We start from the raw sequence: 26,994 nt of genomic DNA, 5'->3' as shown, positions 1-26,994 counted from the left end.
ATGAACACCGCCACCCGCAACTACGCCATCGTCACCGCCGCCTACTGGGGCTTCACGCTCACCGACGGCGCGTTGCGCATGCTGGTGCTGCTGCACTTCTACAAGCTGGGCTATTCGCCATTCACGCTGGCCTTTCTGTTCCTGCTGTACGAAGCGGCCGGCGTGCTGGCCAACCTGATCGGCGGCTGGCTGGCCACGCGCTACGGCATCCAGCGCATGCTGACCGTGGGCCTGGTCACGCAAATCACCGGCTTCACCCTGCTCTCGCTGCTGAACCCGGCCTGGACGGCGGCGATGTCGGTGGCCTGGGTGGTGGTGGCGCAGGGCATCTGCGGCGTGGCCAAGGACCTGACCAAGACCGCCAGCAAATCGGCCATCAAGGTCACGCAGGCGCAGGCCAAGGCCGAGGACGGCGGCAACAACCAGCTCTTCAAATGGGTGGCCTGGTTCACCGGCAGCAAGAACGCCATGAAGGGCTTTGGCTTCTTCCTCGGCGGCGTGCTGCTGCAGGCGCTGGGCTTCCAGCATTCGCTGTGGGCGATGTCGGGCCTGCTGGTGCTGGTGCTGGCGGGCGTGGTGCTGTCGGTGCCACCGATGATGGGCAAGGCCAAGGCGTCCAAGTCGGCCAAGGAACTGTTCGCCAAGAACCAGGGCATCAACTACCTGGCCGCTGCGCGCGTGGCGCTGTTCGGCGCGCGCGACGTGTGGTTCGTGGTCGGTGTGCCGGTGTTCTTGTATTCGCAGGGCTGGAACTTCACCATGGTCGGTGGCTTCCTCGCGGCCTGGACCATCGGCTACGGGCTGGTGCAGGCGCTGGCGCCGAACCTCGTGAAACGCAGCCCGGACGGCCTGAGCAGCGAGGTGCCGGCGGCGCGCGGCTGGTCGCTGGCGCTGGCGCTGATTCCCGTGGCCATCGCCGTGGCGGTGTGGCTGGAGCTGCCGAACCTGCAGTGGTGGGTGGTGGGCGGTCTGGGCCTGTTCGGCTTCGCCTTCGCGGTCAACTCGTCCGTGCATTCCTACCTGATCCTGGCCTACGCCGGCAGCGAGAAGGCGGCCGAAGACGTGGGCTTCTACTACGCCGCCAACGCGCTGGGCCGCTTCTTCGGCACGCTGATGTCGGGCCTGCTCTACCAGTGGGGCGGCCTGCTGTACGCGCTGGTGGGCTCGGCGCTGATGCTGCTGGTGTGCTGGCTGCTGACGCTTGGTTTGCCCACGCGCCGCTGAGCGCGACACCGAACGCACCAACGCATCACCGACAATCACCGCATGGGAGTTTTCGAACGCTACCTCACCGTCTGGGTCGGCTTGGGCATTCTGGCCGGGGTCGGCCTGGGGCTCTTGTCGCCTGCGGCTTTTGCCGCCATTGCGGCCCTCGAATACGCCCACGTCAACCTCGTGGTGGCCGTGCTCATCTGGATCATGATTTACCCCATGATGATCCAGATCGACTTCGCGGCCGTGCGCGACGTCGGCAAAAAGCCCAAGGGCCTGCTGCTCACGGTGGTGATCAACTGGCTCATCAAGCCCTTCACCATGGCGGCGCTGGGCGTGCTGTTCTTCAAGTATTTGTTTGCGCCGTTTGTGGACCCACAGTCGGCCAACGAATACATCGCCGGCATGATCCTGCTGGGCGTGGCGCCCTGCACCGCCATGGTGTTTGTGTGGAGCCAGCTCACCAAAGGCGACCCCAACTACACGCTGGTGCAGGTGTCGGTCAACGACATCATCATGGTGTTTGCGTTTGCGCCCATCGCCGCGTTTTTGCTGGGCATCACCGACCTCACGGTGCCGTGGCAAACGCTGCTGCTGTCCACCCTGCTCTATGTTGTCCTGCCCTTGGTGGCCGGCGTTATGACACGCCAGGCGCTGCGCTCGAAAGGTGGAGAAGCGGCGGTGAGCCGGTTTGTCGCGCTGCTCAAGCCCTGGTCGGTGGTGGGGCTGATCGCCACCGTGGTGTTGCTGTTTGGATTTCAGGCCGAAACCATCATCGCCAAACCGCTGGTCATTGCCATGATCGCCATTCCACTCACCATCCAGACCTACGGCATTTTTGCGCTGGGGTATGCCGGTGCACGCTGGCTCAAGTTGCCACACAACATTGCGGCCCCGGCTTGCCTCATTGGCACCTCCAACTTCTTTGAGCTGGCGGTGGCGGTGGCCATTTCGCTCTTCGGCCTGCACTCGGGCGCGGCGCTGGCCACGGTGGTGGGTGTGCTGGTGGAGGTGCCGGTGATGCTGTCGCTGGTGGCCCTGATCAACCGCACCCGCCACTGGTTTCCACCCAACCCGGCCTGAGCACCGGGGCCGTGTTGCGGGCCTGCCAAAATACGCACCTGTGACCGACATTCCCGCCCCCTCCCCGCTGCCTGCCCAGGCCATGCCCCTGGTGTGCCACCCGGCCACGCCCTGCGCGCACCCTCTGCAGTTGAGTGTGAGCCTGGCCATGGCGGGCGGCGTCACGGTCAGCGAACCCAGCGCCGGGCTGCTGCTGCGCTATGCATTGACCGGCGACGTGGCCGCCTTGTCCGTGCCTGCCCCTGCCACGCCGGGTACGGCCGACGGCTTGTGGCAACACACCTGTTTTGAAGCCTTCGTGGCGGTGCCAGGCGAGCCGGCCTACCGCGAATTCAACTTTTCTCCATCGGGCCATTGGGCCGCCTACCGGTTTCGTGGTGAACGCGTGCGCGACACCGCCGCCGAGCTGGCCCAGCCGCAAGTTAAGCCGCAAATAGACCTTACCGTGCAAGCCCATGCGCTGGTGCTTCAGGTCTGGCTGCCGCGCAGCGCTCTGCCTATGTGCCAGGCCGGTGGTGCCTTACAACTGGGCCTGAGCGCCGTAATAGAAGACCAAGGCGGCCAGCTCAGCTACTGGGCGCTGCAACACCCCGCCGCCCGGCCCGACTTTCACCACCGGGGCGGCATGGCGCTGTCCCTGGCGCTGCCGTTTTTTGACCCTCCTCCCGCTTTCCAAGACACCCCATGAAATTCGGCATTGAACGTTTTCTGCAAGACCCGGTGCTGCGCGCGCCGCTGGCTGGGCGTCGTGTGGCCTTGCTGGCGCACCCCGCGTCGGTCACCCGCGACCTCACCCATTCGCTGGACGCCATTGCCGCGCTGCCCGACATACAACTGACCGCAGCCTTTGGCCCGCAGCACGGTCTGCGCGGCGACAAGCAAGACAACATGGTCGAGTCGCCCGACTACCTGGACCCGCGCCTGGGCATCCCGGTGTTCAGCCTGTACGGCGAGGTGCGCCGGCCCACGCCAGCCATGGTGGACAGCTTTGACGTGCTGCTGGTCGATCTGCAAGACCTGGGCTGCCGCATTTACACCTTCATCACCACGCTGCGCTACGTGCTGGAAGCCGCTGCACAGCAAGGCAAAAGCGTGTGGGTGCTGGACCGCCCGAACCCGGCGGGCCGACCGGTGGAAGGCCTGACATTGCGCGAGGGCTGGGAAAGTTTCGTGGGCGCCGGCCCCATGCCCATGCGCCACGGCATGACCATGGGTGAACTGGGCCACTGGTTCATCGCCACGCTGAGCCTGCAAGTGGACTACCGTGTGATCACCATGGAAGGCTGGCAACCCGACGCCGCGCCCGGCTTTGGTTGGCCCATGGAGCGCACCTGGGTGAACCCCAGCCCGAACGCAGCCAACCTGAGCATGGCCCGCGCCTACGCCGGCACCGTCATGCTGGAAGGCACCACACTGAGCGAAGGCCGCGGCACCACGCGCCCGCTGGAGCTGTTTGGCGCACCCGACATCGACGCCCACCGCCTCATGGACGACATGCGACGCCTGGCGCCGCAATGGCTGCAAGGCTGCGTGTTGCGTGAATGCTTTTTTGAACCCACTTTCCACAAGCACAAAGGCCAACTGTGCGCCGGTGTACAGATTCATGTGGAAGACCCCACGCATTACGACCACGCCGCGTTCAAGCCCTGGCGCCTGCAGGCACTGGCCTTCAAGGCGCTGCGCTCACAGGCGCCGGCCTACCCGCTGTGGCGCGACTTTGCGTACGAATACGAGCACGATCGCCTGGCGATTGATCTCATCAACGGCGGCCCGGCGCTGCGCGAGTGGGTAGACCACCCGGATGCAACGCCCGAAGACCTCGATGCGATCACCAGGCCGGACGAAGCGGCCTGGTCAGAAGCCCGCCAACCGTTCCTACTTTACTGAGCAACGAGGGGAACGCCTTCAGGCCAGGATGCGGTGGAACCGGCTCCGCCGGGCCACTCGCATCGCCCCCTGGAGGGGGTGACGCCGCAGGCGGCGCGGGGGTGGTTCTAAATCCACTTCTGAAAGAACTGCGCCGTACCCATCGCCGGGTCAAGCTGGTAGCCCTCATAGCCGATGCGCCGGTACAGATTCACCGCGGGTTCATTTCCGGAAAGCACTTCCAAGGTCATTTTCACAGCGCCGCGTGCCAAGGCTTGGCGCTCGGCCAGCGCCAGCATCTGCGCGGCAACGCCGCGTCCCCGGTGGCTGGCCAGCACCGCCACATCGTGGACGTTCACCAGCGGCTTGCAAGCGAAGGTGGAGAAACCCTCAATGCAATTCACCAGACCGACCGGCTGATGCCCGTCAAACGCCAGCACGCTGTAAGCCTGCGGCCGCGCCGCCAGCTCGCGCACCAGGTGGGACTTGGCGTAGTCGCTCAAGGGCTCACCGCCACCGGCCGGGTCGCTGGCATAGGCGTCAAGCAGCGCCACCAAGGCCGCCGCGTCGGTGGCGCAGGCGTAGTCGGCAAGGCGCACCGAAAATGCCGCCGACATCAGCCCGCCCTCAAGGCATTGACCAGGCGATCGGCACAGGCCTGCGCCTGCTGCGCGTCTCGGGCTTCCACCATCACCCGCAGCAGCGGCTCGGTACCGCTGGCACGAATCAACACCCTCCCCGCATCACCCAGCTCGGCTTCCACCGCGCGGGTTTCATCGGACAACAAGGTGTTGGCTTTCCAGTCCTGGCCCGGCTGCAGGCGCACATTGATGAGCACCTGCGGGAACAGCGTCACATCGGCCAGCAACTGCGCCATGGTTTTGCCGCTGTCCACGCACGCATGCAGCACCTGCAAGGCCGACACCAGGCCGTCGCCCGTGGTGTGCCGGTCCAGCACCAGAATGTGCCCGGAACCTTCGCCACCCAGCACCCAGCCATGGCGTTCCAGCTCTTCGAGCACATAGCGGTCACCCACCTTGGCGCGCACAAACTTCACGCCTTTGTGCTTGAAGGCCACCTCCACCGCCTTGTTGGTCATGAGCGTGCCCACCACACCGGGCACGTCGATGTCGCGCGAAATGCGATCGGAGGCAATCAGGTACAGCAGTTCGTCACCGTTGAACAGACGCCCGCTGGCGTCGACCATTTGCAGGCGGTCGGCGTCGCCATCCAGCGCAATGCCGTAATGGGCGCCGTGGGCCTTCACCGCCTCCACCAGCGCCTGCGGGTGGGTGGCACCCACGCCCTGATTGATGTTCAGGCCGTCGGGCGCGCAACCAATCTTGATCACCTCAGCGCCGAGTTCATGGAACACATCAGGAGCAATGTGGTAAGCGGCGCCGTTGGCCCCGTCCACCACAATCTTCAGGCCCTTCAGGGTAAAAAGGTGCGAACAGGTGCTTTTGCAGAACTCAATATATCGCCCGGAAGCGTCGTCCATTCGCCGGGTTTTACCCAGGTTGGCAGAGTCAGCCCACACCGGCGCCTCTTCCAGTGCGGCTTCCACCGCGAGTTCCCAGTCGTCGGGCAGTTTGGTGCCCATGGCGCTGAAAAACTTGATGCCGTTGTCGGCAAACGGGTTGTGGCTGGCCGAAATCACCACGCCGAGGCTGGCCCGCTGCGCCCGCGTCAGGTAGGCCACTGCCGGCGTGGGCACAGGCCCCAGCAGCAGCACATCCACACCCGCCGAGTTGAAGCCACTCTCCAGCGCACTCTCCAGCATATAGCCAGAAATGCGCGTGTCTTTGCCAATCAGCACCGTGGGGCGCGCCTCGGAACGCTTGAGCACGCGGCCCACCGCGTGCGCCAGGCGCAGCACAAAGTCGGGCGTGATCGGCGGTTGCCCCACCGTTCCACGGATACCGTCGGTGCCGAAATACTTGCGTGTCATACCTGCGTCCTTCTGTTTTTGGGTCTGTTGCGCTTCGTTGAAACGGCCCCGACAGGGCCGCATCCTCACCATCCAGCATTATCGTGGCAGCACCCCTGCTCAAGCTCTACACAGGCAGGCTTGCCCGCCATACCTTCAGCGCGTCCACCGTTTCGCGCACATCGTGCACACGCACCACGCACGCGCCCCGCTCAACCGCCAACAAAGCCGCAGCCACACTGGCCGCGACGCGCTCGGCGGGCACCTCGCGGCCCGTCACATGCCCCAGTGACGACTTGCGCGACCAACCGGCCAGCAACGGATAACCCAGCGCCAGCAACGCCGGCTGGTGGGCCAGCAGGCTGAAGTTTTGCGCCACGGTCTTGCCAAAGCCGATACCGGGGTCCAGCACGATGCGCTCGGCAGCCACACCGCTTGTGGTCAACGCGCTGGCACGTTCGCCCAAGAACCCGGCCACTGGACCCACCACATCACCGGCCATGGGGGCCACCTGCATGGTCTGCGGGTCGCGGTGCATGTGCATCAGGCACACACCGCAGCGCGGGTGCGCAGCCACCACGGACAGCGCGCCGCCTTGACGCAGCGCCCAGATGTCGTTGATCACATCGGCACCGGCATCGAGCACGGCCTGCATCACCTCGGGCTTGTAGGTGTCCACCGACACCGGCACACCCAGCGCCACCGCTGCCTGCACCACCGGCAGCACCCGCGCCAACTCCTCCTCCAGCCCTACCGCAGGACTGCCGGGCCGGGTCGACTCGCCGCCAATGTCCAGCATGTGTGCGCCGTCTTTCAACAACTGCTCGCAGTGGCGCAGGGCCGCCACGGTGGTGGCATGGCGGCCGCCGTCCGAAAACGAATCGGGCGTGACGTTAACGATCCCCATGACCTGGGGCAGAGCGAGATCCACATCAAAACGGGAAGTAACCCAACGCATGACGCACCTTTACACAGACGACCGAAATAGAAACCCCGCCACAAACAACAACGGGGCCCAAGGCCCCGTGTGTTGATTGCCAGAAAAGCGCGCGATCAGGCAGCCGTTGGCGCCGGGTCGGTGTTCACCGCTGGCGTGCCGCCACTGTCACCGCCACCCACAGACGGGTTGCGTGGTGTCCAGTCTTTCGGCGGACGAGGTGGCTTGCCGGTCATGATGTCCTCAATCTGCTCAGCGTCGATGGTTTCCCATTCCAGCAGCGCCTTGGCCATGGCGTGCATCTGGTCGCTGTGCTCTTCAATCAGGTCACGGGCGAGCTTGTATTGCTGATCGATGATGCGGCGCACTTCGCCGTCCACCTTTTGCATGGTCTGCTCGCTCATGTTGGTGGTTTTGGTCACCGAGCGACCCAAGAACACCTCACCCTCGTTTTCGGCATACACCATCGGGCCCAGCGCATCGGTCATGCCGTAACGCATCACCATGTCACGGGCAATGGAGGTGGCGCGCTCAAAGTCGTTGCTGGCGCCGGTGGTCATCTGGTTCATGAACACTTCTTCGGCAATACGACCGCCAAACAGCATGCTGATCTGGTTCAGCATGTAGTCCTTGTCGTAGCTGTACCGGTCCTGTGCTGGCAGGCTCATGGTCACGCCCAGCGCGCGGCCACGCGGGATGATGGTGACCTTGTGCACCGGATCGCACTTGGGCAGCAACTTGCCGATGAGCGCATGACCGGACTCGTGGTAGGCCGTGTTGCGGCGCTCTTCCTCGGGCATCACCATGCTCTTGCGCTCGGGACCCATGAAGATTTTGTCCTTGGCCTTCTCGAAGTCCTGCATTTCCACCACACGCGCATTGCGGCGTGCGGCCATCAGGGCGGCTTCGTTGCAGAGGTTGGCCAGGTCGGCACCACTCATGCCGGGCGTGCCACGGGCGATCACGCTCGCGTTCACGTCGGTACCCAACGGCACCTTGCGCATGTGCACGTTCAAGATTTGCTCGCGACCACGGATGTCGGGCAGCGTCACATAGACTTGGCGGTCAAAGCGGCCTGGGCGCAGCAACGCAGCGTCCAGAATGTCGGGGCGGTTGGTGGCAGCCACCACGATCACACCGGCGTTGGTGTCAAAGCCGTCCATCTCCACCAGCATCTGGTTCAACGTCTGCTCGCGCTCGTCGTTACCACCGCCAAGGCCTGCGCCTCGCTGGCGGCCAACAGCATCAATCTCGTCGATAAAGATGATGCAGGGTGCGTTTTTCTTGGCGTTGTCGAACATGTCGCGCACACGGGATGCGCCCACACCGACAAACATTTCCACGAAGTCAGAGCCCGAGATGCTGAAAAACGGGACCTTGGCTTCGCCAGCAATGCCTTTGGCCAGCAAAGTTTTACCGGTACCGGGAGGGCCAACCAGCAACAGACCACGGGGAATGCGGCCACCCAGCTTTTGGAACTTGGCTGGATCTTTCAGGAAGTCGACCACTTCCTTCACTTCTTCCTTGGCCTCATCGCAACCGGCCACGTCTGCAAACGTCACGGTGTTGCTGCTTTCGTCGAGCAGGCGTGCCTTGCTCTTGCCGAAGCTGAAAGCACCGCCTTTGCCACCACCTTGCATCTGGCGCATGAAATAAATCCACACACCAATCAGCAGCAGCATGGGACCCCAGCTGACCAGCAATGTCATCAGCAGCGAACCTTCTTCGCGGGGACGCACGTCAAATTTGACGTTGTTGTTGATCAGGTCCCCTACCAGACCGCGGTCGAGGTAAGTGGCGGTGGTGCGCACGCGGCGGTCATCGGTGGTGATGGCCACGATGTCGGTGCCGCCTGGGCCTTCCTGGATGGTGGCCGTCTTGAGACCGCCGGATTTGACGAGATCAAGAAACTCGGAGTAGCCGACCGTGCCGGCGCTCGCGCTGGTGCGACCGTCAAACTGCTTGAAGACGGTGAAAAGCACCATGGCGATAACCATCCACACGGCGATTTTCGAAAACCACTGGTTGTTCAAGTGCTGCTCCTGGCGGGGATATTGATAGACATAAGCATGTTGAGCCCATTTTAGGACTTTCAAGCGGGCGTGCCTTTGATAAATACTGAGGCAATATCAATCGAAGGGTTAGTCATTTTTGTGTGCTGCCACAACCCTCAGGCAACCGCCTGTTTTTTCAGACCCATGCCGACGAGAAAGGTTTCAGACGATTTTTCTCGCGAAGCCTTGGGCTTGATCGCCTTGACGGTGCGAAACGTCTGCCGAAACAGGGCCACCATGGGGTCGTAGGCGCCACCATGAAAAAGCTTCACCACGAGCGCACCATCGGGTTTGAGGTGGTTCACGGCAAAGTCCACCGCCAGCTCCACCAGATCGGCAATGCGGGCCGCATCGGTCGAGCCAATGCCCGAAAGATTGGGCGCCATGTCCGAGAGCACCACATCCACAGCACTCACATGGCGGTCCAACAGCGCCTGCTCCAGTTGGGCCAGCACGGCAGGCTCGCGGAAATCGCCCAGAATGAAATGGACGCCCTCCACCGGGTCCATGGGCAACATGTCCAGCGCGATGATGGTGCCGTGCAGTTCGCCCACGGCCGCCCCCTGTGGGCTCAGGCGCCGCCGGGCATACTGGCTCCAGGCGCCGGGTGTGGAACCCAGGTCCACCACGCACTGACCCGGACGAATCAGCCCCAGCGTTTCGTCGAGCTCTTTAAGCTTGTAGGCAGCACGCGCCCGGTACCCGTCCTTCTTGGCCAGAAGCACATAGGTATCGTTGACGTGTTGGTTGAGCCAGGCCTTGTTGACCTTCTTGCTCTTGGTTTTGACTTTCATGCTGCGCAGAGACCCTGACAGGCTGCCTGCACGAAAAACGCACAACGGCCGCCGTTAAACGATAATTGTCCCATGCCTCAGATCACACTCACCCCCGCCCAGCGTAAAGTACACCGCGCCGAGGCCCATCACCTTGATCCCGTCGTCCATATTGGCGGCGATGGATTGAGCCCCGCCGTCAAAAAAGAAGCCGATGCGGCGCTCAAGGCGCACGGACTCATCAAGATCCGCGTTTTCAACGACGACCGCGCCGCGCGCGAGGCCATGCTGCAAACGCTGGCCGACGAGCTCGATGCAGCCCCCATTCAGCACATCGGCAAACTGCTGGTGCTTTGGCGCCCCATGCCTGAAAAGGAAAAGGCGGTGGACGAAGACCGCATGCCCGGCCCACGCGACGTGAAGGTGCTGAAGTTCAGCAGCCGCGGCGGCCAGCGGCCAGAGGTGAAAGTGGTGCGCGTGCTGGGCAACCAGCGCCTGACCACCGGTGGCCAGGTCAAACGCGCCAAACCGATGCAAAAAAGCGTCAAGAAAAGCGCCCAGTCGCAATAACCACGGGCCGGAACGCATTCCGGACAGCACACAGGACAATCGGGCGTGGCTAACATGCTTTGTTGTCCTTTTTTTTGCCCGGTACCGACTGCAACAGCCGCCCACCGCCTTGAACTTCGCGCCCAGCGCCACATCTGAACAGCTATGAACGACCGCACCGCCCCCGCCACGCTCAATCCTTTGCTGGATTTTTCCGATCTGCCGCTGTTTGATGCCATCACGCCCACGTTGGTGGCGCCGGCCATCGACGCCTTGCTGGAAGCCACCAGCAACGCGCTTGAAACGGTAACCGCTGCCGATTTCCCCGCTGACTGGTCGAAAATGTCGTTGTCGCTGGGCGTTCCTGCCGAGCGCCTGTCGCGGGCCTGGGGCGCTGTGAGCCACCTCAACAGCGTGGCCGACACGCCCGAGCTGCGCGCCGCCTACAACGAGGTGCTCCCCAGAATCACCGAGTTTTGGACGCGCATGGGCGCCGATGAGCGCCTCTACGCCAAATACAAGGCCATGGACCCCGCCAGCCTGACACCCGAGCAGGCGCAGGCCCACAAAAATGCCATGCGCGGCTTCGTGTTGGGGGGTGCCGACCTGCAAGGCGAGGCCAAAGCCCGCTTTGCCTGGCTGCAAGAACGCCAGGCCGAACTGGGCCAGAAATTCAGCGAAAACGCGCTCGACGCCACCGACGCGTTCGCCCTTTACGTCCCCACCGAAGAACTCGCTGGCGTGCCCGACGATGTGCTCCAAGCCACCGCCGCTGCCGCCACGGCCGACGGCAAATCTGGCCACAAGCTCACGCTCAAGATGCCTTGCTACCTGCCGGTGATGCAGTTTGCCCACAGCAGCGCGCTGCGCGAAAAGCTCTACCGCGCCTACGCCACCCGTGCCAGCGACCAGGCCGATGGCGATGCGGTGAAGTTTGACAACGCGGCCATCATGGGCGAGTTGCTCGCCCTGCGCTTTGAGGAAGCTCAGCTGCTCGGGCACCGCCACTATGCCGACGTCTCGCTGGTGCCCAAGATGGCCGAAACGCCGGAGCAAGTGATCGCCTTTTTGCGCGACCTGGGCCAAAAAGCCCGTCCGCATGCCGACAAAGACGTGGCCGATCTGCGCGCTTTTGCCGCCAGCGAACTCGGTCTGACTGACCCAAAGGCCTGGGACTGGCCGTACATTGGCGAAAAGCTGAAGGAAGCGCGCTACGCTTTCAGCGAGCAGGAAGTGAAACCGTATTTCACTGCACCCAAGGTGCTGGCGGGCCTGTTCCAGATTGTTGAAACCCTGTTCGAAGTGGCGATTCGGCGCGACACGGCGCCGGTGTGGCACCCGGGCGTTGAGTTTTACCGAATTGAACGCAGCACGCCCGAAGGCACACAGCTGGTGGGCCAGTTTTATTTGGACCCCGCAGCACGCACCGGCAAGCGCGGTGGCGCGTGGATGGACGATGTGCGGGCCCGCTGGTTGCGCCCGGACACCGGCGCATTGCAAACGCCGGTGGCGCACCTGGTATGCAACTTCGCCGATGGCGTCGAGGTGGATGGCGTCAAGAGGCCGCCACTGCTCACCCACGACGACGTGATCACGCTCTTCCACGAGTTCGGCCATGGCTTGCACCACATGCTCACGCAAGTCAACGAGCGTGACGTGTCGGGCATCAGCGGTGTCGAATGGGACGCGGTAGAACTGCCCAGCCAGTTCATGGAAAATTTCTGCTGGGAATGGGACGTGCTCAAACACATGACCGCCCATGTGGACACCGGCGAGCCGCTACCGCGTGCGCTGTTTGACAAGATGCTTGCGGCCAAGAATTACCAGAGCGGCCTGCAAACGCTGCGCCAGGTGGAGTTTTCGTTGTTTGACATGCTGCTGCACAGCCAGCCGGAGCCGGTCACCAGCGGTGAAGCCATCTTGGCCCTGCAACAGCAGGTGCGCGACGAAGTGGCTGTGCTGCAGCCACCGGCTTACAGCCGCACGCCCCACACCTTCAGCCACATCTTTGCAGGTGGTTATTCGGCCGGCTATTACAGCTACAAGTGGGCCGAGGTGCTGTCCGCCGACGCCTACGCCGCGTTTGAAGAAGCAGCCCAAGCAAATGGCCACAGCACGCTGGACGTGGCCACCGGGCGCCGCTACCGCCAGGCCATTCTGGAAGCGGGTGGCAGCCGCCCGGCCATGGACTCGTTCAAGGCCTTCCGGGGCCGCGAGCCCAGCATCGACGCGCTGCTGCGCCACCAGGGTATGGCCTGACTTGATTTGTTTCGCACACTGCCGATAGGAACCGCATGAACAAGACCACCGTTGCTTTTGCTACGACAACCACCGCCAAAGGCCTGCCTGTGCCGGTGCGCCTGGCGGTTGTTGGACTCGTCATCGGCCTGGCTGCAGCGCCTGTGTTGGCCCAGGGGGTCTACCGCATCGTCGGGCCCGACGGCCGCGTCACCTACTCGGACCAGCCACCCCCCGCCAATGTGAACGCCCGCCCGGTGGGCAGCGCCACCGCCAATTCAGCAGCCAGGGCCAACGCACAGCTGCCGTTTGAACTGCGGCAGGTGAGCAGCCGCTACCCGGTCACGCTGTACACCAGCGCCGACTGCGCACCGTGCAACAGCGGGCGCAACCTGCTCAACAGCCGCGGTGTGCCTTACGTTGAAAAAACCGTCAACACCGCACAAGACACCGAGGCCCTGAAACGGCTCAGCGGCGAGACATCGCTGCCGTTTCTGACCATCGGAACCCAGCAGATCAAGGGTTATTCAGACGCCGAATGGACGCAGTTCATGGACGCGGCGGGCTACCCCAAGCAGTCGGTTCTGCCGTCCAATTACCGCCGCCCAGCACCCAGCCCCTTGGTGGCTGTGAAAGCCGCGGAGCCTGCGGGCGCTACCCCTGCGGCGCCTGTCGGCAACCGCCGCCAAACGCCATCAGAAGCACCCGTGCCCGTGGCGCCACCCGCCGACAACCCGGCAGGCATCCGGTTCTAAATCTGGTTTTTAACCTGGTTCAGAACCTGGTTCAGAACCTGGTTCAGAACCTGGTTCAGAACCTGGTTCAGAAGGTCAGCGTTTTCACACCGCTGGCCGTGCCGAGCAGGCACACGTGGGCGCGCTGGTGGGCAAACACACCCACCGTCACAACGCCTGGCCACTGGTTGACCATGCTCTCAAAACCCAGCGGGTCGGTGATCTGCAAACCCGTCACGTCCAAGATGTGCTGACCGTTGTCGGTCACCAGGGGCGCGCCGTCTTTCAAGCGAATCTGGGCTTTGCCGCCCAGCGCTTCAAACTGGCGCACCAACCGTGCGGTGGCCATGGGGATCACCTCCACCGGCAACGGAAACGCGCCCAGCGCCTTCACCATTTTGGTTTCGTCGGCAATGCACACGAAACGGCGCGACTGCGCCGCCACGATCTTTTCGCGGGTGAGCGCGGCACCACCGCCTTTGACCATGAAGCCTTGAGCATCAATTTCATCAGCGCCGTCGATGTAGACCGACAACTCGCCCACCTCATTGGCCTCAAACACCGGAATGCCCAGCGCCTTGAGGCGTGCCGTAGACGCCACCGAGCTGGACACCGCACCCGGTATCTGGTCTTTCATGGTCGCCAGCGCGTCAATGAACTTGTTGACGGTGGAGCCCGTGCCCACGCCAACGATGTCGCCGGGTGTCACGTACTGCAATACGGCCTGGCCGACCAGGGTTTTAAGTTCGTCTTGGGTCATTTGAGACAATCGGTGTAAACAATAACCTGTCGATTATCCAATGTCCCTTCTGCCCTACGCCTTCGCCCGTCCCTTTCTCTTTGGCATGGACCCCGAAGCGGCCCACGAACTGACGCTGCATTCGATTGCCAAGCTGCAGCATTCGCCGCTGACTTGCCTGTACGGTGAAACGCGGGTTGACGACCCGGTGACCTTGGCGGGCCTGAAGTTTCCCAACCGCGTGGGGCTGGCCGCCGGTCTGGACAAAAACGCCCGCTGCATCGACGGCCTGGCTGCCATGGGCTTTGGCTTTGTCGAGGTGGGCACCGTCACCCCCAAGGGCCAGCCCGGCAACCCCAAGCCGCGCATGTTCCGGCTGCCCAAGGCCCACGCCCTGATCAACCGCCTGGGCTTCAACAACGAGGGCCTCGGCGCCTTTGTGGCGAACGTGCAGCGCGCGCGGTTTCGCAACGCACAATCGTCCGGCAAGCCGGCCATGCTGCTCGGCCTCAACATTGGCAAAAACGCCAGCACGCCCATCGAGCGCGCGACCGACGATTACCTGACCTGTCTGAATGGGGTGTATCCGCATGCCGACTATGTGACGGTCAACATTTCCAGCCCCAACACCCAAAACCTGCGCAGCCTGCAAAGCGACGCGGCACTGGACGCGCTGCTGGGTGCCGTGGCCGAACGGCGTGAGCAACTGGCCCAACAGTCAGGGCGGCGCATTCCTGTTTTCTTGAAAATTGCACCCGACCTCGACGACGCCCAGATTGAAGTGATTGCCGCCACGCTGATGCGCTACGGCGCTGCCAGCGATGGCACAGCGAACAACGCGTTTGGCGTCATTGCCACCAACACCACACTGAGCCGCGAAGCCGTGGCCGGCATGCCACACGCCGAAGAAGCCGGCGGCTTGTCGGGTGCGCCGGTGCTGCAAGCCAGCAACCAGGTGATACGCCGCTTGCGCGCCTGCCTCGGCAAGAGCTTTCCCATCATCGGGGTGGGCGGCATCATGAGCGGGGAAGACGCCGTGAGCAAAATCCAGGCGGGTGCCAACGTGGTGCAAATCTACACCGGCCTCATCTACAAGGGCCCGGCCCTGGTGAAAGAATCGGCCTTGGCCATCAAGGCGCACGCTCAGCGGGCCTGATCACAGCGGGCCCGGTCACAACAGGCCAACGACGTGGTCCGCAATGGCCAGGCAACTGGTCAGCCCGGGTGACTCGATGCCCAGCAGGTTGACCAAGCCCGGCACGCCGTGCGTTTCGGGTCCCTGAATCAAAAAATCGGCGGCTGGGTCTTGTGGCCCGCTGATCTTGGGCCGAATGCCGGCATAGCCCGCCTGCAAAGCGCCGTCGGGCAGCGCTGGCCAATACCGGCGCACCTCGGCATAAAAAGCCTCACCCCGTGCCGGATCCACCTGCAAGTCGTCGGGTGAATCCACCCACTGCACATCAGGGCCAAACTTGGCCTGCCCGCCCAGGTCAAGGGTCAGGTGCACACCCAAACCTGCCAGGTGCCGGTCGGGCTCCGGCGCGGGGTAAATCAATTGGGAAAATGGCGAGCGTCCCGCGAGCGTGAAGTAGTTGCCTTTGGCAAAACGGGCCTCGGGCACATACCGGGTAGCCAACCCCTGGGTGCGCTGCGCCAGGTTGCATGCGCTCAAGCCGGCGGCATTCACCACCGTGCGCGCCAGCAAACGGGTGCCCTCCTGGGTGGTCAACTCCATGCCTTGGTCCACGGCGCGCAGCTGCGAAACCCCCGCATGAAAGGCCACCAAGCCTCCCGCATTTTCAAGGTCGCCCTGCAAAGACAGCATCAGCGCGTGGCTATCCACAATGCCTGTGGAAGGTGAATGCACCGCACCCAGACACGACAAGGCCGGCTCCATCGCCCTCGCCTCCTCGCTGGTCAACAAGCGCAGGTCGTTCACACCGTTGGCACGGGCCTTTTCCACGATGGCGGGTAGAGCCGCCAGCTGGCTTGGCGTGGAGGCCACGATGAGCTTGCCGCAGCGCCGGTGGCCAATACCGCGTTCGGCGCAATAGGCATACAGCTGGCTGCGCCCCTGCACACACAGCCCGGCCTTGAGCGAACCGGCGGGGTAGTAAATGCCCGCGTGAATGACTTCGCTGTTGCGCGAACTCGTGCCCGTGCCCACCGCTGCTTCGCGCTCCAGCACCATCACCTCGCGCCCGCCCAGCGCCAGCGCACGGGCCACTGCCAGCCCCACCACACCAGCGCCAATCACCACCGCGTCTACCCGGTCCATGTCTATTTCCTGCTCAACGTTGAGCGTGAAAGCATAGCGCCTGACCTCTGGTCATTGAACATTGGGATCCCGCCTCGCAGACTACAAGTCATTCCACCAGGCATTGCGGCCTTGCGCCCCCCCAAAAGCCAGAACGTGATCCCTACATCCCCAACCGGCAGGGCTGGAAGTGGCGGTACACGGACAGCTGCCTCCCAGCATAAAAAATGCATTCATCGGCCGGGCCACCGCAACGGCGCGGCCGGTAAAATCGCAGCTGTCTTTGACGTCAACCCCCCAGGAACTTCCAGCATGTCTCTTTTTTCAGCCGTTGAAATGGCTCCGCGCGACCCGATTCTGGGTCTGAACGAACAGTTTGCCGCCGACACCAACCCCAACAAAGTCAACCTTGGCGTGGGCGTGTATTTTGATGACAACGGCAAGCTGCCCTTGCTGCAGTGCGTGCAGGCTGCCGAAAAAACCATGATGGCCACGCCCAGCGCTCGCGGCTACCTGCCCATTGACGGCATTGCAGCCTACGACGCAGCCGTGAAGAGCCTGGTGTTTGGCGCCGACAGCGAGCCTGTGCAGTCGGGCCGGGTGGCCACGGTGCAAGCCATTGGCGGCACCGGCGGCTTGAAGATTGGTGCGGACTTTTTGAAACGCCTGAGCCCGAATGCCAAGGTGCTGATCAGCGATCCGAGCTGGGAAAACCACCGCGCGCTGTTCATCAACGCCGGCTTTGTGGTGGACACCTACGCGTATTACGACGCTGAAAAACGCGGCGTGAACTTTGAAGGCATGCTGGCCAGCCTGAACGCTGCCGAAGCCGGTACCGTGGTGGTGCTGCATGCTTGCTGCCACAACCCGACCGGCTACGACATCACCCAGGAGCAATGGGACCAGGTGATTGCCGTGGTGAAGGCCCGTGGCCTCACACCCTTCCTGGACATGGCCTACCAGGGCTTTGGCCATGGCATTGCCGAAGACGGCGCCGTGATCGGCAAGTTCGTGGCGGCTGGCCTCACCTTCTTTGTGTCAACCTCGTTCTCCAAAAGCTTCAGCCTGTATGGCGAGCGCGTGGGCGCACTGTCGGTGCTGTGCGAAAGCAAAGAGGAAGCTTCGCGCGTGCTGTCGCAGCTCAAGATCGTGATCCGCACCAATTACTCCAACCCACCCATTCACGGCGGTGCCGTGGTGGCCGCCGTGCTGAACAATCCGGAGTTGCGTGCCCTGTGGGAAAAGGAACTGGGTGAAATGCGCGTGCGCATCAAGGCCATGCGCCAGAAACTGGTGGACGGCTTGAAGGCCGCCGGCGTGAAGCAAGACATGGGCTTTATCACCAGCCAGATCGGCATGTTCAGCTACTCAGGCCTGAGCAAAGACCAGATGGTGCGCCTGCGCAGCGAGTTCGGCGTGTATGGCACAGACACCGGCCGCATGTGCGTGGCAGCGCTTAACAGCAAGAACATCGACTACGTGTGCCAGGCCATTGCCAAAGTGGTCTGATGGCTGCAAAGCCATGATCGGCGCTGCACAGCGCTGATTCAGCAGCAACGAAGCCCCCGACCGCCGGGGGCTTTTTTTCGCCTGCGCTCACCACGTGCAGGCGAAAAAAACCTGCCACGGTGTGTAGCAGGCTTTTCATGCCGTAAGGCTTGTTTGGGTGGTGGGACGTGCGGGGGTCGAACCCACGACAAACGGATTAAAAGTCCGCTGCTCTACCAACTGAGCTAACGTCCCAACAATTTCAGAGCCAACCCGAAGGGATGACCCCAAAACCTGGGTAGGAGAACCAGCAGAGCGTGGTTGCAACCTAAAAGACTGGTGGGACGTGCGGGGGTCGAACCCACGACAAACGGATTAAAAGTCCGCTGCTCTACCAACTGAGCTAACGTCCCACTTCGCTCCGCACAACAGTTTGCACCGTTCCGCGAAGCCTCAAATTATAGCGTCACTTTCACCCCTCTTTTAAGAGGCATCGGCGCTTTTTTTATTTTGCAGCCAGGGTGTTCAAAACCCAACCCGCTGCGCACAGGCCGAAGGTCGCGGTCACGCTCACCACGGAACCGTATCCGTGGCAGTTGAGCGAGCCGTCCACGTTGTCAATGGCGCAAGAAGCGTCGGGTGGTGCCACGGCCTCGCGGCTGAAGACACAAGCCACCCGCATGCGGCCTGTGCGCGCGCCGCCGTGCTGTTTGCGCAAGCGGTAGCGCAGCTGCGCCAGCAAAGGGTCGTGCGTGACGTCGGCCAGGTCATCCACCTCCACCGCCTGCGCCCGGCGTTTGCCACCGGCTGCGCCCACCGTGACGAAGTGCACCCCATTGGACGCAGCCCAGGCCGCCAGCGCGGTCTTGGCGCGCACCTGGTCGCAGGCATCGATGAGCGCACAGGGCATGGGTACACCAGGGCCCAGGGCTGCATGGAGCAAAGCGGGCCAGTTGTCGGGTGTGACGAAGTCGTCGATCACGTCAACCCTGCAGGTGGGGTGAAACAGCGCGATGCGCTCGCGCATGGCCTCGGCCTTGGATTGCCCCAGCGTGGGTTCCAGCGCATGAATTTGCCGGTTGATGTTGGATTCGGACACGTGATCGAGGTCGATCAGGGTGAGCCTTCGCACCCCGCTGCGCGCCAGCGCTTCGACCGACCAGGAACCCACACCACCAATGCCAACCACCACCACATGCGCATTGAAAATGCGCTGCGCACCCTCAACACCATACAGGCGACGCAAGCCACCGAAGCGGCGCTCAAAGGACTCGGCGGTGTCTGGCTGATTCGGTTCGGCTTGTGGCATCGCGCTCACTCGCGCTCCAGCAACCACATCTGAAAGCGAAAACCAACGATGGACCCAAGAAAGATGCCCGCGACCGCAATCATGCTGGTGAGGCTGAGTGTGGACAGACCCGACAAGCCCTGCCCCACCGTGCAACCCATGGCGGTGACGCCACCCACGCCCATGCACACGGCACCCACCAGGTGCAGTGCGGTGTCTTCGGTGCTGCGAAAGCCTTCCCAGCGAAAGCTGCGGCTCAGTTGGGCCTGCACGAAAGCACCCACGACCACACCAACCACCGTGACCACACCCAACGTCAAGACTTTGGAGGTGTCGCTGAAAAAGATCACCCAGTCCAGCGTGTAGGCCATAGGCGCGGTAAAGGTCAGCGACTCCATGCGACCGGTGTTGGTGGCCAGGTACACCGCCTCCAGGGTTTCAGGGTGCTCGGCCACAAAACCCAAGTGACCGCTGACCCACCACATGGCCGCAATGACCAACCCCAGGCCACCGCCAGCCAACAGGTTGTTGGCATTGCGGAAGTCGGTGCCAAGCAGAGCCCACACGATCAGCGCACCACCTACCAGCAAAGCCACCAGCATGCCGGTGGAGGCCGGGTCAAGGCCGAAGCCGGAAGCCACCCAGGCGGGCACAGCGCTGCCGGCGGGTATTTCAAAAGCCACGCGGTCAACCGTGTTGACGCGCAGCACGGCCAGCACGCCGCGCAAGGTGGCGAAGGCGGCGAAACCCATGACGAAAAAGACCACCAGGGACTTCAGGCTGCCGGCACCGATGCGCGCCAGGGTTTTGCTGCCACAGCCCGACGCCAGCACCATGCCAAAACCGAACAGGCCACCACCCACCAGGGCGGAAAGCCAGATGATGCGGCCCGAAGCGTAAATGGTACTTTTGGCATCGATCCAGCCCAGCCAGGCCATGGCGTGAAACCCGATCATGGCCACACCTACCGCCATGCCCCAGGTGCGCATGCGCGTCCAGTCGCCCATGTTCACGATGTCGCTGAGGGCGCCCATGGTGCAGAAATGGGTGCGTTGCGCAATGAAGCCAAACGCCACCGCGACCGCGAAAGCGGCCCACAGCACCAGGGTTTGCAGTTTTATAAGGTCAGCGATTTCCATGGCCGCCATTGTAGGAGCACGCAGCCATGCTCCGCCCGCGCGGGGGCGTTCAATAAACGCTGAAACGGCCTCAGCGCAGACGGGCGAGACGCTCCCGGCCAGCGGCCGCTGCTTCCGAGTCGGGGTGGGTCTTGACCAAGTCTTCCAGGGTACGGCGCGCAGAGCGGACGTCCTTCAGCTCAATCTGGCTGTTGGCCATGGCCAGCATGGCTTCTGGCGTGCGCATATGGGCTGGAAACTGGGTAACGAGCCGGCGGTGGCTCTCCATGGCCTCTTTGTAGGCGCGGCTGGCGTACTGCGCGTTGCCCAACCAGTAGAGGCTGGATGGGGTATAGCCGCTGTCTGGGTAGCGGCGCAAAAATGCTGCGTAGGCTGTGGCCGCCGCTTCAAATTCGGAACGGCGAAGCACTTCCATGGCGGCGTCGAAGTCGCGCTTTTCGGCAGGGGCTGCGGTGAAGCTCAACCCGTCGTGGGTGATGCGCAGGGGCTCGACCTGGCGCAACCGTTCGTCCAGTCCCGTCTGCGCGTCTTTTTGCTGGCGCTGCAGCTCGGACACTTCACGCGAGAGTTGTTCGTTTTGACCACGCAAGCGCGCTATTTCGGCCCGCAACTGTTCGAGCTGGTTGGCCAGATCGAGCAGGCTGCGGCGGGTGACCGCCTGTCCCTCGCGAGCTTCGGCTGCGGCGGCGTCCGTCACCTGTCGGTTGGCGTCTACCTTCTGACGCAAATCGATGATGGCTTTGCGGGCTTCATCGTCGCCAAAAAGAGCGTGAGCCTGCAATGGCCACAGCGCCGAAGCGCCCAGCAGCAAGGCCGACAGCGCGGGAGAGAAGGAACGAAGAGAAGTCGGCATGGTGTTCAACGGTAGGTCAGCTCAACCCGGCGGTTCTTGGCGAAGGCGGCTTCATCAAACCCGACCACGGCGGGCTTTTCTTCACCAAAGCTCACCGCTTCCATCTGGGCTTCGCTCACACCCAGCAGCGACAGCGCCCGGCGCACCGCCTCGCCCCGCTTCTGGCCGAGTGCGAGGTTGTACTCGCGCCCACCACGTTCGTCGGTGTGCCCTTCCAGGGCCACTCGGCGGCTGCTGTTGGCCGCCAGGTATTTGGCGTGGGCTTCCAGCGTGGCGGCAAATTCGGCGCGCACCTCGAAGCTGTCGTAGTCGAAATACACGGTACGCGCCATGGCGTTGGGCTGAGCAACATCACCGCCGGCGACCTCGACGCCCGAAACCCCGCGCTGATCGGCGGCACCCGTGCCGGCTGAGCCTCCAGCCTGTGCCAACGTGCTGGCGTCCGTACCGCTGCGGTCAACCACCGGCACGTCATCCAGCTTCACGTTGGAGCCACAGGCAACCAGGGTCGTGGCCACCAGAGCCGTGGCCAGGACACCGGCCCAGCGGCGACCGGACGATGGGCGGGCAAACGATCCGTCAAAGGCCTGCATCGGCTCGGCTGGGGTGCGTGTGTCATTCAACATGGGGTGTCCTCTTGGGGTGGTCGTTGGGGTGTTTGAAAGAAAAGCGAGATCGCCGCCGCGCGGCAGCGCATGGCGGCATGGGTTAACGCAAGAAGGGACCCCATTCAGGTTCGCGAATATCCCCCTGCGCGCCGGCCAGCCGGGTCTTGATGCGGCCGTCGACACTGGTGGTCATCAGCGCCTCCTGGCCTTTGTCCCGGGTGGCATAAATGACCATGCGGCTGTTGGGCGCAAAGCTGGGGCTTTCGTCCGCGGCGCTGTCGGTCAGTGCCGTCACCGTGCCGCTGGCGAGCTCCATCACGTGCAGGCGAAAGGCTCCATTGACGCGGGAGATGAACGCCAGCCAGCGGCCATCGGGGCTGGGTGCGGGCGAGATGTTGTAGTTGCCAGCAAAAGACACCCGCTCGGCGTTGCCGCCCTGCGCACCCATGCGGTAGATCTGGGGTGAGCCGCCGCGATCGCTGACGAAATAGATGCTCTTTCCGTCGGCACTGAACACGGGCTCGGTGTCGATACTGGCCGTCTGGGTCAGGCGGCGTGGCTGACCACCGTTGACGTCCATGGCATACACCTGCGCATTGCCCGAGAGCGACAAGGTGGCAACCAGCTGGCGGCCGTCCGGTGACCAGGCGGGCGCGCTGTTAGAGCCTTTGAAATTGGCCAAAAGGCGGCGCTTGCCCGAGGCGACGTCGTGCGCGTAGATCACGGGCTTGCGCGCTTCAAACGACACATAGGCCAGCTGCGAACCACCCGGCGCCCAGCTGGGGGAGATGATGGGTTCTGGGCTGGTCAGCGCGGCACGGGCGCTCTCGCCGTCTGCATCGGCCACCCACAGGTTGTAGCGCGGCCCAGCTTTGGTCACATAGGCGATGCGGGTGGAAAACACGCCCTTTTCGCCGGTGATCTTTTCGTACACATGGTCGGCGATGCGGTGTGCGGCCAGCCGCAGCTCTTGCGCGGACACCGGGTAGCTCAGGCCACCCAGGTCTTGACCGCGCACCACGTCCCAGAGCCTGAAGCGCACATCAAAACGGCCATCGGCCAGTCGCGTCACGCTGCCCGTGAGCAAGGAATCGGCGCCCTTGTCGCGCCAAGGGGCGAGTTCGGGACGCGAGGTCTCGTCAAATCCGCCGGTGATGGGCGGAACAAACCGGAATTGGCCGCTGCGCTCCAAGTCGGCGCGCACGATGGCGGCGATGTCTTGGCCGGCTCCGTCGTTGCCACGGAAGCTCACAGCAGAGAAAGGGAACTGGGTCAAACCCACGCCAGAGACTTCCACTCGAAACTGTGCGCGGGCATCGCGAAGCGGCCAGGTGAACAAGGGCAAGGCCGCCATGGCGCCCAGCACCGTGCGCCGTTGGGCCGAAAGTCTGAGGTCAAATCGGGTCAAATCCAGCATCCTTTTGGGGTATTGATCAAGCCTGTGCAGATCCCATAAGGGACCGGCTGGGCCACTGCGACCGATAATAACGGACACCTAAAAGAGGCCCGTGACAAGATGTGCGCACCGCCAGACGGTTGCCCATGACACGCCACACCCACAGTACCCTGCTGATTTCCGATTCCCCGATGGGCCGAAACGTTCCTCAAGCTCCGAATTTTTTGATCGCCATCCGTTGACTTCCATTCCCATCACGCCCATGTCCATCCCGACCGATACCGTGTTGCAGCGGTTGAAACGGTTGTGGCCCTATTTCCGCTCCGCACGCACCGGCATCGTCTTGGCGGCGGTGGCCACGCTCATCGGCGCGCTCACCGAACCCCTCATCCCGGCCCTGCTCAAAACCTTGCTGGACCGCGGCTTTGCCCAGGGCAATATCGACCTCTGGATGGTGCCGGTGGCGCTGCTGGGTTTGTTTGGCGTGCGCGGGCTGGCCGGCTTCGTGGCGCAGTACGCCCTGTCGTACACCGCCAGCCTGGGCATGCTGAACATGCGCCGGGCCATGTTTGTGAAGCTCAATGAAGCGCAAATGACGCTGTTTGCCCGCCAGAGTGCCAGCAAGCTTTCAAACACCTTGGTTTACGAGGTGCAGACCGGTTCGACCATGCTGGTGGCTGCCATGCTGACCCTGACCAAGGACAGCCTCACACTGCTCGCCCTGCTCGGGTATCTGATGTACCTGAACTGGAAGCTCACGTTGATCGTGCTGCTGCTGTTTCCGGGTCTGATTTTGATCATGCGGGTGCTCTCGCGGCGGCTCTACAAACTCACCCGCGCCAGCCAGCAGGCCACCGACGAGCTGGCCTACGTGGTCGAAGAAAACGCACTCGCCCACCGCATGGTGCGCTTGCACGGTGCCCAGCAACGCCAGACCCAGCGCTTTGACAACCTGAGCGTGGCGCTGCGCCGCCTCGCGCTCAAGTCGACCGTGGCCATGGCGGCCATGACACCGCTGACGCAGATGCTGGCCGCCACGGCGCTGTCGGCCGTGATCGCGGTGGCCCTGTGGCAAAGCAGCCAGACCGGCGTGACGGTGGGCAACTTTGTGGCGTTTGTCACCGCCATGCTGATGCTGATCGCACCCATTCGGCACCTGGCCGAAATCGCCGGGCCCATCACACGGGGGCTGACAGCGCTCGAACGCGGGCTGGACCTGATTGAAAACACCCCCGTGCAAACCGGTGGCACGCACACAGCGGGCCGTGCGCTGGGCGCCATTGATCTCGACGACGTGTGGGTGCGCTACCCCGCAAAAGACGGCGCAACACCGGGCGCCGACGACGACGACAGCCGCACCGCCCTGCGCGGCATCCACCTCCGCATTGCGCCGGGCGAGGTGCTGGCCTTTGTCGGGCCTTCAGGTTCGGGCAAGACCACGCTGGCCAACCTGTTGCCCCGGTTCGTCGAAGTGCAGAGCGGTGTGGTGCGCCTTGATGGCGTGCCCCTGCCCGACTGGAGCCTGCCCAGCCTGCGCCAGCAGTTCGCTATGGTCAGCCAGGACGTGGTGATGCTCAACGACACCCTGGCCGCCAACGTAGCCCTGGGGTCAACCGACAACGCCATCGACGAAGCCCGCGTGCTCGCGGCCCTGCAGTCGGCCAATCTGGGCGACCTGATTGCCCGTTTGCCCCAAGGCATACACAGCACCGTGGGACACAACGCAGCCGAACTCTCGGGTGGCCAGCGGCAGCGGCTGGCCATTGCCCGGGCCATCTACAAAGATGCGCCCATCCTGATCCTGGACGAAGCCACTTCGGCGCTGGACAACGAGTCAGAGCGTCTGGTGCAAGACGCACTGTCCCGTTTGATGAAAGGCCGGACCACGCTGGTCATTGCGCACCGCTTGTCCACCATCGAGCACGCCGACCGCGTGGTCGTGCTGGCCGACGGCCAAATCAGCGAACAAGGCACCCACCAGCAACTGATGCGCGCCGACGGTCTTTACGCACGCCTGCACGCGCAGGGCTTCTCGACCAATGACACGGAAAAGCCTGCGGAATAAGTGACGCAAGCGCGTTTGCTGTGCGGAGCGCGTGGCCCAGCCCAGCACACTGCTTGGACCTACGCATCCGGCGCGCATCTCCACTCAGCACTCGCCGTGGAACCGGCTCAGCCGGGCCACCAGCGTGGTCCACCCTTGGGGGGAAGCCGCGCAGCGGCGCAGGGGGGGGCACTACAGCAGCACGATGTCGTATTGCTCTTGCGTCATCGAGCTTTCAGCCTGCAAGGAAATGGGCTTGCCGATGAAATCACTCAAACCCGCCAGGTGCTGGCTTTCTTCGTCCAGAAACAGCTCCACCACTTTGGGTGAAGCCACCACACGAAATTCGCGTGGATTGAAGGCCCGGGCTTCGCGCAAAATTTCCCTCAACACGTCGTAGCACACGCTGCGCGCTGTTTTCACCACGCCCTTGCCGCTGCACGCCGGGCATGTCTCGCTCAGCATATGGGCCAGCGACTCGCGGGTGCGCTTGCGGGTCATTTCCACCAGGCCGAGCTGAGAGAAACCACCCGTCATAGTTTTGACGCGGTCGCGCGCCAGCTGCTTGCGAAATTCGGTCAGCACCGCGTCCCGGTGGTCTTCGCGCACCATGTCAATGAAGTCGACAATGACGATGCCGCCCAGGTTGCGCAGGCGCAGTTGCCGCGCAATCGTCTGCGCTGCCTCCAGATTGGTGCGAAACACGGTGTCGTCAAAGTTCCGGGCGCCCACATAGCCACCCGTGTTCACGTCCACCGTGGTGAGCGCTTCGGTCTGGTCAATCACCAGGTACCCGCCCGACTTCAACTCGACCCGCCGGCTGAGCGCACGGGCAATGTCTTCATCGACGTTGTACAGATCAAAAATGGGGCGCTCGCCGCTGTAATGCTGCAGCTTGCGCACGGTGTCGGGCATGAATTCGGCGGCAAAAGCCTGCAACAAACCGTGCTGCTCGCGCGAATCGATGCGAATGGACTGCGTCTGCGTGCCCACCAGATCGCGCAGCACCCGCTGCATCAGGTTGAGGTCTTCGTGCAGCAGGGTGGCTGCCGGTTGGCGCGTGGCCGCCTCCTTGATGCGCAACCAGGTCTTGCGCAGGTAGGCGGTGTCTTCAATGAGCTCTTCGTCGCTGGCATCTTCGGCGTTGGTGCGCAAAATGAAACCCCCGGCAGCCGTGCCGTCGGCCGTGGCGGTCAGCCGCACCAGCCGTTGGCGCAGCGCTTCGCGCTGGGCCGGCGGTATTTTCTGGGACACGCCAATGTGGGTGTCTTGCGGCAGAAACACCAGCAAGCGCCCGGCAATGCTGATTTGCGCTGTTAAGCGTGCGCCTTTGGTGCCAATCGGGTCTTTGAGCACCTGCACCATCAGCGCCTGGCCTTCAAAGATCTGGCGCTCAATGGGCAGCACCGGGTTGGGCGTGAGCACACGGGCGTTGCCGTTGCCGTTGCCGTTGCCAGGCTCAACTGGTGGCGCTGCAGGCTCAGCCACGGACCCGCCGGCCGCACGCTCGCGCGGTGCGGCGTGCTTGGCCGCTATGTTGGGCATCAGGTCGGCCACGTGCAAGAAGGCGGCGCGGTCCAGACCAATGTCAATAAAAGCGGACTGCATGCCCGGCAGCACGCGGGAAATTTTGCCCAGGTAGATGTTGCCGACCAAGCCACGCTCCAGCGTGCGCTCCAGGTGGACTTCTTGCACCGCCCCCTGTTCCACCACCGCCACGCGGGTTTCCTGTGGCGCCCAATTGATCAGGATGTCCTGGCTCATGTGAATGGTTTGTCCCAGTTGGTTTTTTTAGAGCGCCGCGGC

The 26,994-nt window shown here is 63.4% G+C and carries 23 protein-coding genes and 2 tRNA genes; 10 read left to right on the top strand and 15 right to left on the bottom strand.

All coding sequences use genetic code 11. The annotated features are described in order from the left end of the window. Genes arsJ through AC0GNR_RS01395 form a run of 4 tightly spaced genes read left to right on the top strand, consistent with a single transcriptional unit; the run spans position 1 to position 4,182 of the window. Positions 1–1,224, top strand: a complete 1,224-nt coding sequence (gene arsJ / locus AC0GNR_RS01410) for an organoarsenical effux MFS transporter ArsJ (protein WP_472899219.1) — start codon at positions 1–3, stop codon at positions 1,222–1,224. A gap of 42 nt (positions 1,225–1,266) precedes the next feature. Continuing rightward, a complete protein-coding gene (gene arsB, locus AC0GNR_RS01405) occupies positions 1,267–2,295 on the top strand; it encodes an ACR3 family arsenite efflux transporter (RefSeq protein ID WP_472899218.1) in 1,029 nt (342 codons plus the stop codon). Positions 2,296–2,335: 40 nt separating this feature from the next. Next, positions 2,336–2,983 (top strand): DOMON-like domain-containing protein, encoded by a 648-nt coding sequence (locus AC0GNR_RS01400; protein ID WP_472899217.1) that lies wholly within the window; start codon positions 2,336–2,338, stop codon positions 2,981–2,983. Continuing rightward, positions 2,980–4,182 (top strand): exo-beta-N-acetylmuramidase NamZ family protein, encoded by a 1,203-nt coding sequence (locus AC0GNR_RS01395; RefSeq protein ID WP_472899216.1) that lies wholly within the window; start codon positions 2,980–2,982, stop codon positions 4,180–4,182. The genes AC0GNR_RS01400 and AC0GNR_RS01395 overlap by 4 nt, the downstream gene beginning before the upstream one ends. A gap of 107 nt (positions 4,183–4,289) precedes the next feature. Here the strand turns inward: AC0GNR_RS01395 and AC0GNR_RS01390 are convergent, their stop codons facing one another. From AC0GNR_RS01390 to AC0GNR_RS01370, 5 genes are all read right to left on the bottom strand, one after another. Continuing rightward, on the bottom strand, positions 4,290–4,778 hold the full coding sequence (locus tag AC0GNR_RS01390; RefSeq protein WP_472899215.1) for a GNAT family N-acetyltransferase: 489 nt from the start codon (positions 4,776–4,778) through the stop codon (positions 4,290–4,292). Further along, positions 4,778–6,112 (bottom strand): phosphoglucosamine mutase, encoded by a 1,335-nt coding sequence (gene glmM, locus AC0GNR_RS01385; protein WP_472899214.1) that lies wholly within the window; start codon positions 6,110–6,112, stop codon positions 4,778–4,780. The genes AC0GNR_RS01390 and glmM overlap by 1 nt, the downstream gene beginning before the upstream one ends. A 106-nt stretch (positions 6,113–6,218) precedes the next feature. Beyond that, on the bottom strand, positions 6,219–7,049 hold the full coding sequence (gene folP, locus AC0GNR_RS01380) for a dihydropteroate synthase (protein WP_472899213.1): 831 nt from the start codon (positions 7,047–7,049) through the stop codon (positions 6,219–6,221). 95 nt (positions 7,050–7,144) lie between these two features. Further along, positions 7,145–9,061 (bottom strand): ATP-dependent zinc metalloprotease FtsH, encoded by a 1,917-nt coding sequence (gene ftsH, locus AC0GNR_RS01375; protein WP_472899212.1) that lies wholly within the window; start codon positions 9,059–9,061, stop codon positions 7,145–7,147. Between the two features lie 137 nt (positions 9,062–9,198). Next, positions 9,199–9,876: an RlmE family RNA methyltransferase gene (locus tag AC0GNR_RS01370; protein ID WP_472899211.1), complete on the bottom strand. Its 678-nt coding sequence runs from the start codon at positions 9,874–9,876 to the stop codon at positions 9,199–9,201. 72 nt (positions 9,877–9,948) lie between these two features. On the opposite strand from AC0GNR_RS01370, the gene AC0GNR_RS01365 reads away from it, so the two are divergent. The 3 genes from AC0GNR_RS01365 (at position 9,949) to AC0GNR_RS01355 (ending at position 13,397) form a co-directional block, all read left to right on the top strand. Then, positions 9,949–10,425 carry a YhbY family RNA-binding protein gene (locus tag AC0GNR_RS01365; RefSeq protein WP_304840551.1) on the top strand — a complete coding sequence of 159 codons (477 nt, stop codon included), beginning with the start codon at positions 9,949–9,951 and terminating at the stop codon, positions 10,423–10,425. A gap of 144 nt (positions 10,426–10,569) precedes the next feature. Then, positions 10,570–12,663 (top strand): M3 family metallopeptidase, encoded by a 2,094-nt coding sequence (locus tag AC0GNR_RS01360; protein ID WP_472899210.1) that lies wholly within the window; start codon positions 10,570–10,572, stop codon positions 12,661–12,663. 35 nt (positions 12,664–12,698) lie between these two features. Next, on the top strand, positions 12,699–13,397 hold the full coding sequence (locus AC0GNR_RS01355) for a glutaredoxin family protein (RefSeq protein ID WP_472899209.1): 699 nt from the start codon (positions 12,699–12,701) through the stop codon (positions 13,395–13,397). A gap of 67 nt (positions 13,398–13,464) precedes the next feature. Here the strand turns inward: AC0GNR_RS01355 and rpiA are convergent, their stop codons facing one another. Next, the gene (rpiA, locus tag AC0GNR_RS01350) at positions 13,465–14,136 is read right to left on the bottom strand and encodes a ribose-5-phosphate isomerase RpiA (protein WP_472899208.1); all 672 of its coding nucleotides are present in this window, start codon (positions 14,134–14,136) and stop codon (positions 13,465–13,467) included. A gap of 40 nt (positions 14,137–14,176) precedes the next feature. Here rpiA and AC0GNR_RS01345 point away from each other — a divergent pair, with 40 nt between their 5' ends. Continuing rightward, positions 14,177–15,271, top strand: coding sequence for a quinone-dependent dihydroorotate dehydrogenase (locus AC0GNR_RS01345; RefSeq protein WP_472899207.1), 1,095 nt, complete (start codon positions 14,177–14,179; stop codon positions 15,269–15,271). A 15-nt stretch (positions 15,272–15,286) separates the two neighbouring features. Here AC0GNR_RS01345 and AC0GNR_RS01340 read toward each other — a convergent pair whose 3' ends face one another. Then, complete coding sequence (locus tag AC0GNR_RS01340) at positions 15,287–16,393, bottom strand: NAD(P)/FAD-dependent oxidoreductase (protein ID WP_472899206.1); 1,107 nt, start codon at positions 16,391–16,393, stop codon at positions 15,287–15,289. 291 nt (positions 16,394–16,684) lie between these two features. On the opposite strand from AC0GNR_RS01340, the gene AC0GNR_RS01335 reads away from it, so the two are divergent. After that, positions 16,685–17,881: an amino acid aminotransferase gene (locus AC0GNR_RS01335; RefSeq protein ID WP_472899205.1), complete on the top strand. Its 1,197-nt coding sequence runs from the start codon at positions 16,685–16,687 to the stop codon at positions 17,879–17,881. A 158-nt stretch (positions 17,882–18,039) separates the two neighbouring features. On the opposite strand, the gene AC0GNR_RS01330 is transcribed toward AC0GNR_RS01335, so the two are convergent. The 7 genes from AC0GNR_RS01330 to tolB all read right to left on the bottom strand — a co-directional run bounded on the left by AC0GNR_RS01330 (position 18,040) and on the right by tolB (position 23,102). After that, positions 18,040–18,115: transfer RNA gene (locus tag AC0GNR_RS01330), tRNA-Lys, on the bottom strand. Positions 18,116–18,197: 82 nt separating this feature from the next. Further along, positions 18,198–18,273 (bottom strand) — tRNA-Lys (locus tag AC0GNR_RS01325). Positions 18,274–18,365: 92 nt separating this feature from the next. Continuing rightward, on the bottom strand, positions 18,366–19,169 hold the full coding sequence (locus AC0GNR_RS01320; RefSeq protein WP_472899204.1) for a tRNA threonylcarbamoyladenosine dehydratase: 804 nt from the start codon (positions 19,167–19,169) through the stop codon (positions 18,366–18,368). A gap of 5 nt (positions 19,170–19,174) precedes the next feature. After that, positions 19,175–20,287: a YeeE/YedE family protein gene (locus AC0GNR_RS01315; protein WP_472899203.1), complete on the bottom strand. Its 1,113-nt coding sequence runs from the start codon at positions 20,285–20,287 to the stop codon at positions 19,175–19,177. 70 nt (positions 20,288–20,357) lie between these two features. After that, the gene (ybgF, locus tag AC0GNR_RS01310) at positions 20,358–21,140 is read right to left on the bottom strand and encodes a tol-pal system protein YbgF (protein WP_472899202.1); all 783 of its coding nucleotides are present in this window, start codon (positions 21,138–21,140) and stop codon (positions 20,358–20,360) included. A gap of 5 nt (positions 21,141–21,145) precedes the next feature. Beyond that, on the bottom strand, positions 21,146–21,733 hold the full coding sequence (gene pal / locus AC0GNR_RS01305) for a peptidoglycan-associated lipoprotein Pal (protein ID WP_472899304.1): 588 nt from the start codon (positions 21,731–21,733) through the stop codon (positions 21,146–21,148). Between the two features lie 115 nt (positions 21,734–21,848). Then, complete coding sequence (tolB, locus tag AC0GNR_RS01300; RefSeq protein ID WP_472899303.1) at positions 21,849–23,102, bottom strand: Tol-Pal system beta propeller repeat protein TolB; 1,254 nt, start codon at positions 23,100–23,102, stop codon at positions 21,849–21,851. A 304-nt stretch (positions 23,103–23,406) separates the two neighbouring features. On the opposite strand from tolB, the gene msbA reads away from it, so the two are divergent. Beyond that, positions 23,407–25,209, top strand: a complete 1,803-nt coding sequence (msbA, locus tag AC0GNR_RS01295) for a lipid A export permease/ATP-binding protein MsbA (protein ID WP_472899201.1) — start codon at positions 23,407–23,409, stop codon at positions 25,207–25,209. Positions 25,210–25,380: 171 nt separating this feature from the next. On the opposite strand, the gene AC0GNR_RS01290 is transcribed toward msbA, so the two are convergent. Then, entirely contained in the window at positions 25,381–26,952 is a 1,572-nt protein-coding gene (locus AC0GNR_RS01290; protein WP_472899200.1) for an Rne/Rng family ribonuclease, read from the bottom strand. Between the last annotated feature and the right edge of the window lie 42 nt (positions 26,953–26,994).

It is taken from the genome of Hydrogenophaga sp. LT287 (assembly GCF_055702805.1).
Note: the sequence above shows the minus strand (reverse complement) of the source record. Positions and strands in the feature narration are given on the sequence as shown.

Coding starts and splice junctions, on each gene's coding strand:
- arsJ (WP_472899219.1), top strand. CDS start 1: ATGAACACCGCCACCCGCAACTACGCCATCGTCACCGCCGCCTACTGG.
- arsB (WP_472899218.1), top strand. CDS start 1,267: ATGGGAGTTTTCGAACGCTACCTCACCGTCTGGGTCGGCTTGGGCATT.
- AC0GNR_RS01395 (WP_472899216.1), top strand. CDS start 2,980: ATGAAATTCGGCATTGAACGTTTTCTGCAAGACCCGGTGCTGCGCGCG.
- AC0GNR_RS01390 (WP_472899215.1), bottom strand. CDS start 4,778: ATGTCGGCGGCATTTTCGGTGCGCCTTGCCGACTACGCCTGCGCCACC.
- glmM (WP_472899214.1), bottom strand. CDS start 6,112: ATGACACGCAAGTATTTCGGCACCGACGGTATCCGTGGAACGGTGGGG.
- folP (WP_472899213.1), bottom strand. CDS start 7,049: ATGCGTTGGGTTACTTCCCGTTTTGATGTGGATCTCGCTCTGCCCCAG.
- AC0GNR_RS01370 (WP_472899211.1), bottom strand. CDS start 9,876: ATGAAAGTCAAAACCAAGAGCAAGAAGGTCAACAAGGCCTGGCTCAAC.
- AC0GNR_RS01365 (WP_304840551.1), top strand. CDS start 9,949: ATGCCTCAGATCACACTCACCCCCGCCCAGCGTAAAGTACACCGCGCC.
- AC0GNR_RS01360 (WP_472899210.1), top strand. CDS start 10,570: ATGAACGACCGCACCGCCCCCGCCACGCTCAATCCTTTGCTGGATTTT.
- AC0GNR_RS01355 (WP_472899209.1), top strand. CDS start 12,699: ATGAACAAGACCACCGTTGCTTTTGCTACGACAACCACCGCCAAAGGC.
- rpiA (WP_472899208.1), bottom strand. CDS start 14,136: ATGACCCAAGACGAACTTAAAACCCTGGTCGGCCAGGCCGTATTGCAG.
- AC0GNR_RS01345 (WP_472899207.1), top strand. CDS start 14,177: ATGTCCCTTCTGCCCTACGCCTTCGCCCGTCCCTTTCTCTTTGGCATG.
- AC0GNR_RS01340 (WP_472899206.1), bottom strand. CDS start 16,393: ATGGACCGGGTAGACGCGGTGGTGATTGGCGCTGGTGTGGTGGGGCTG.
- AC0GNR_RS01335 (WP_472899205.1), top strand. CDS start 16,685: ATGTCTCTTTTTTCAGCCGTTGAAATGGCTCCGCGCGACCCGATTCTG.
- AC0GNR_RS01320 (WP_472899204.1), bottom strand. CDS start 19,169: ATGCCACAAGCCGAACCGAATCAGCCAGACACCGCCGAGTCCTTTGAG.
- AC0GNR_RS01315 (WP_472899203.1), bottom strand. CDS start 20,287: ATGGAAATCGCTGACCTTATAAAACTGCAAACCCTGGTGCTGTGGGCC.
- ybgF (WP_472899202.1), bottom strand. CDS start 21,140: ATGCCGACTTCTCTTCGTTCCTTCTCTCCCGCGCTGTCGGCCTTGCTG.
- pal (WP_472899304.1), bottom strand. CDS start 21,733: ATGCAGGCCTTTGACGGATCGTTTGCCCGCCCATCGTCCGGTCGCCGC.
- tolB (WP_472899303.1), bottom strand. CDS start 23,102: ATGGCGGCCTTGCCCTTGTTCACCTGGCCGCTTCGCGATGCCCGCGCA.
- msbA (WP_472899201.1), top strand. CDS start 23,407: ATGTCCATCCCGACCGATACCGTGTTGCAGCGGTTGAAACGGTTGTGG.
- AC0GNR_RS01290 (WP_472899200.1), bottom strand. CDS start 26,952: ATGAGCCAGGACATCCTGATCAATTGGGCGCCACAGGAAACCCGCGTG.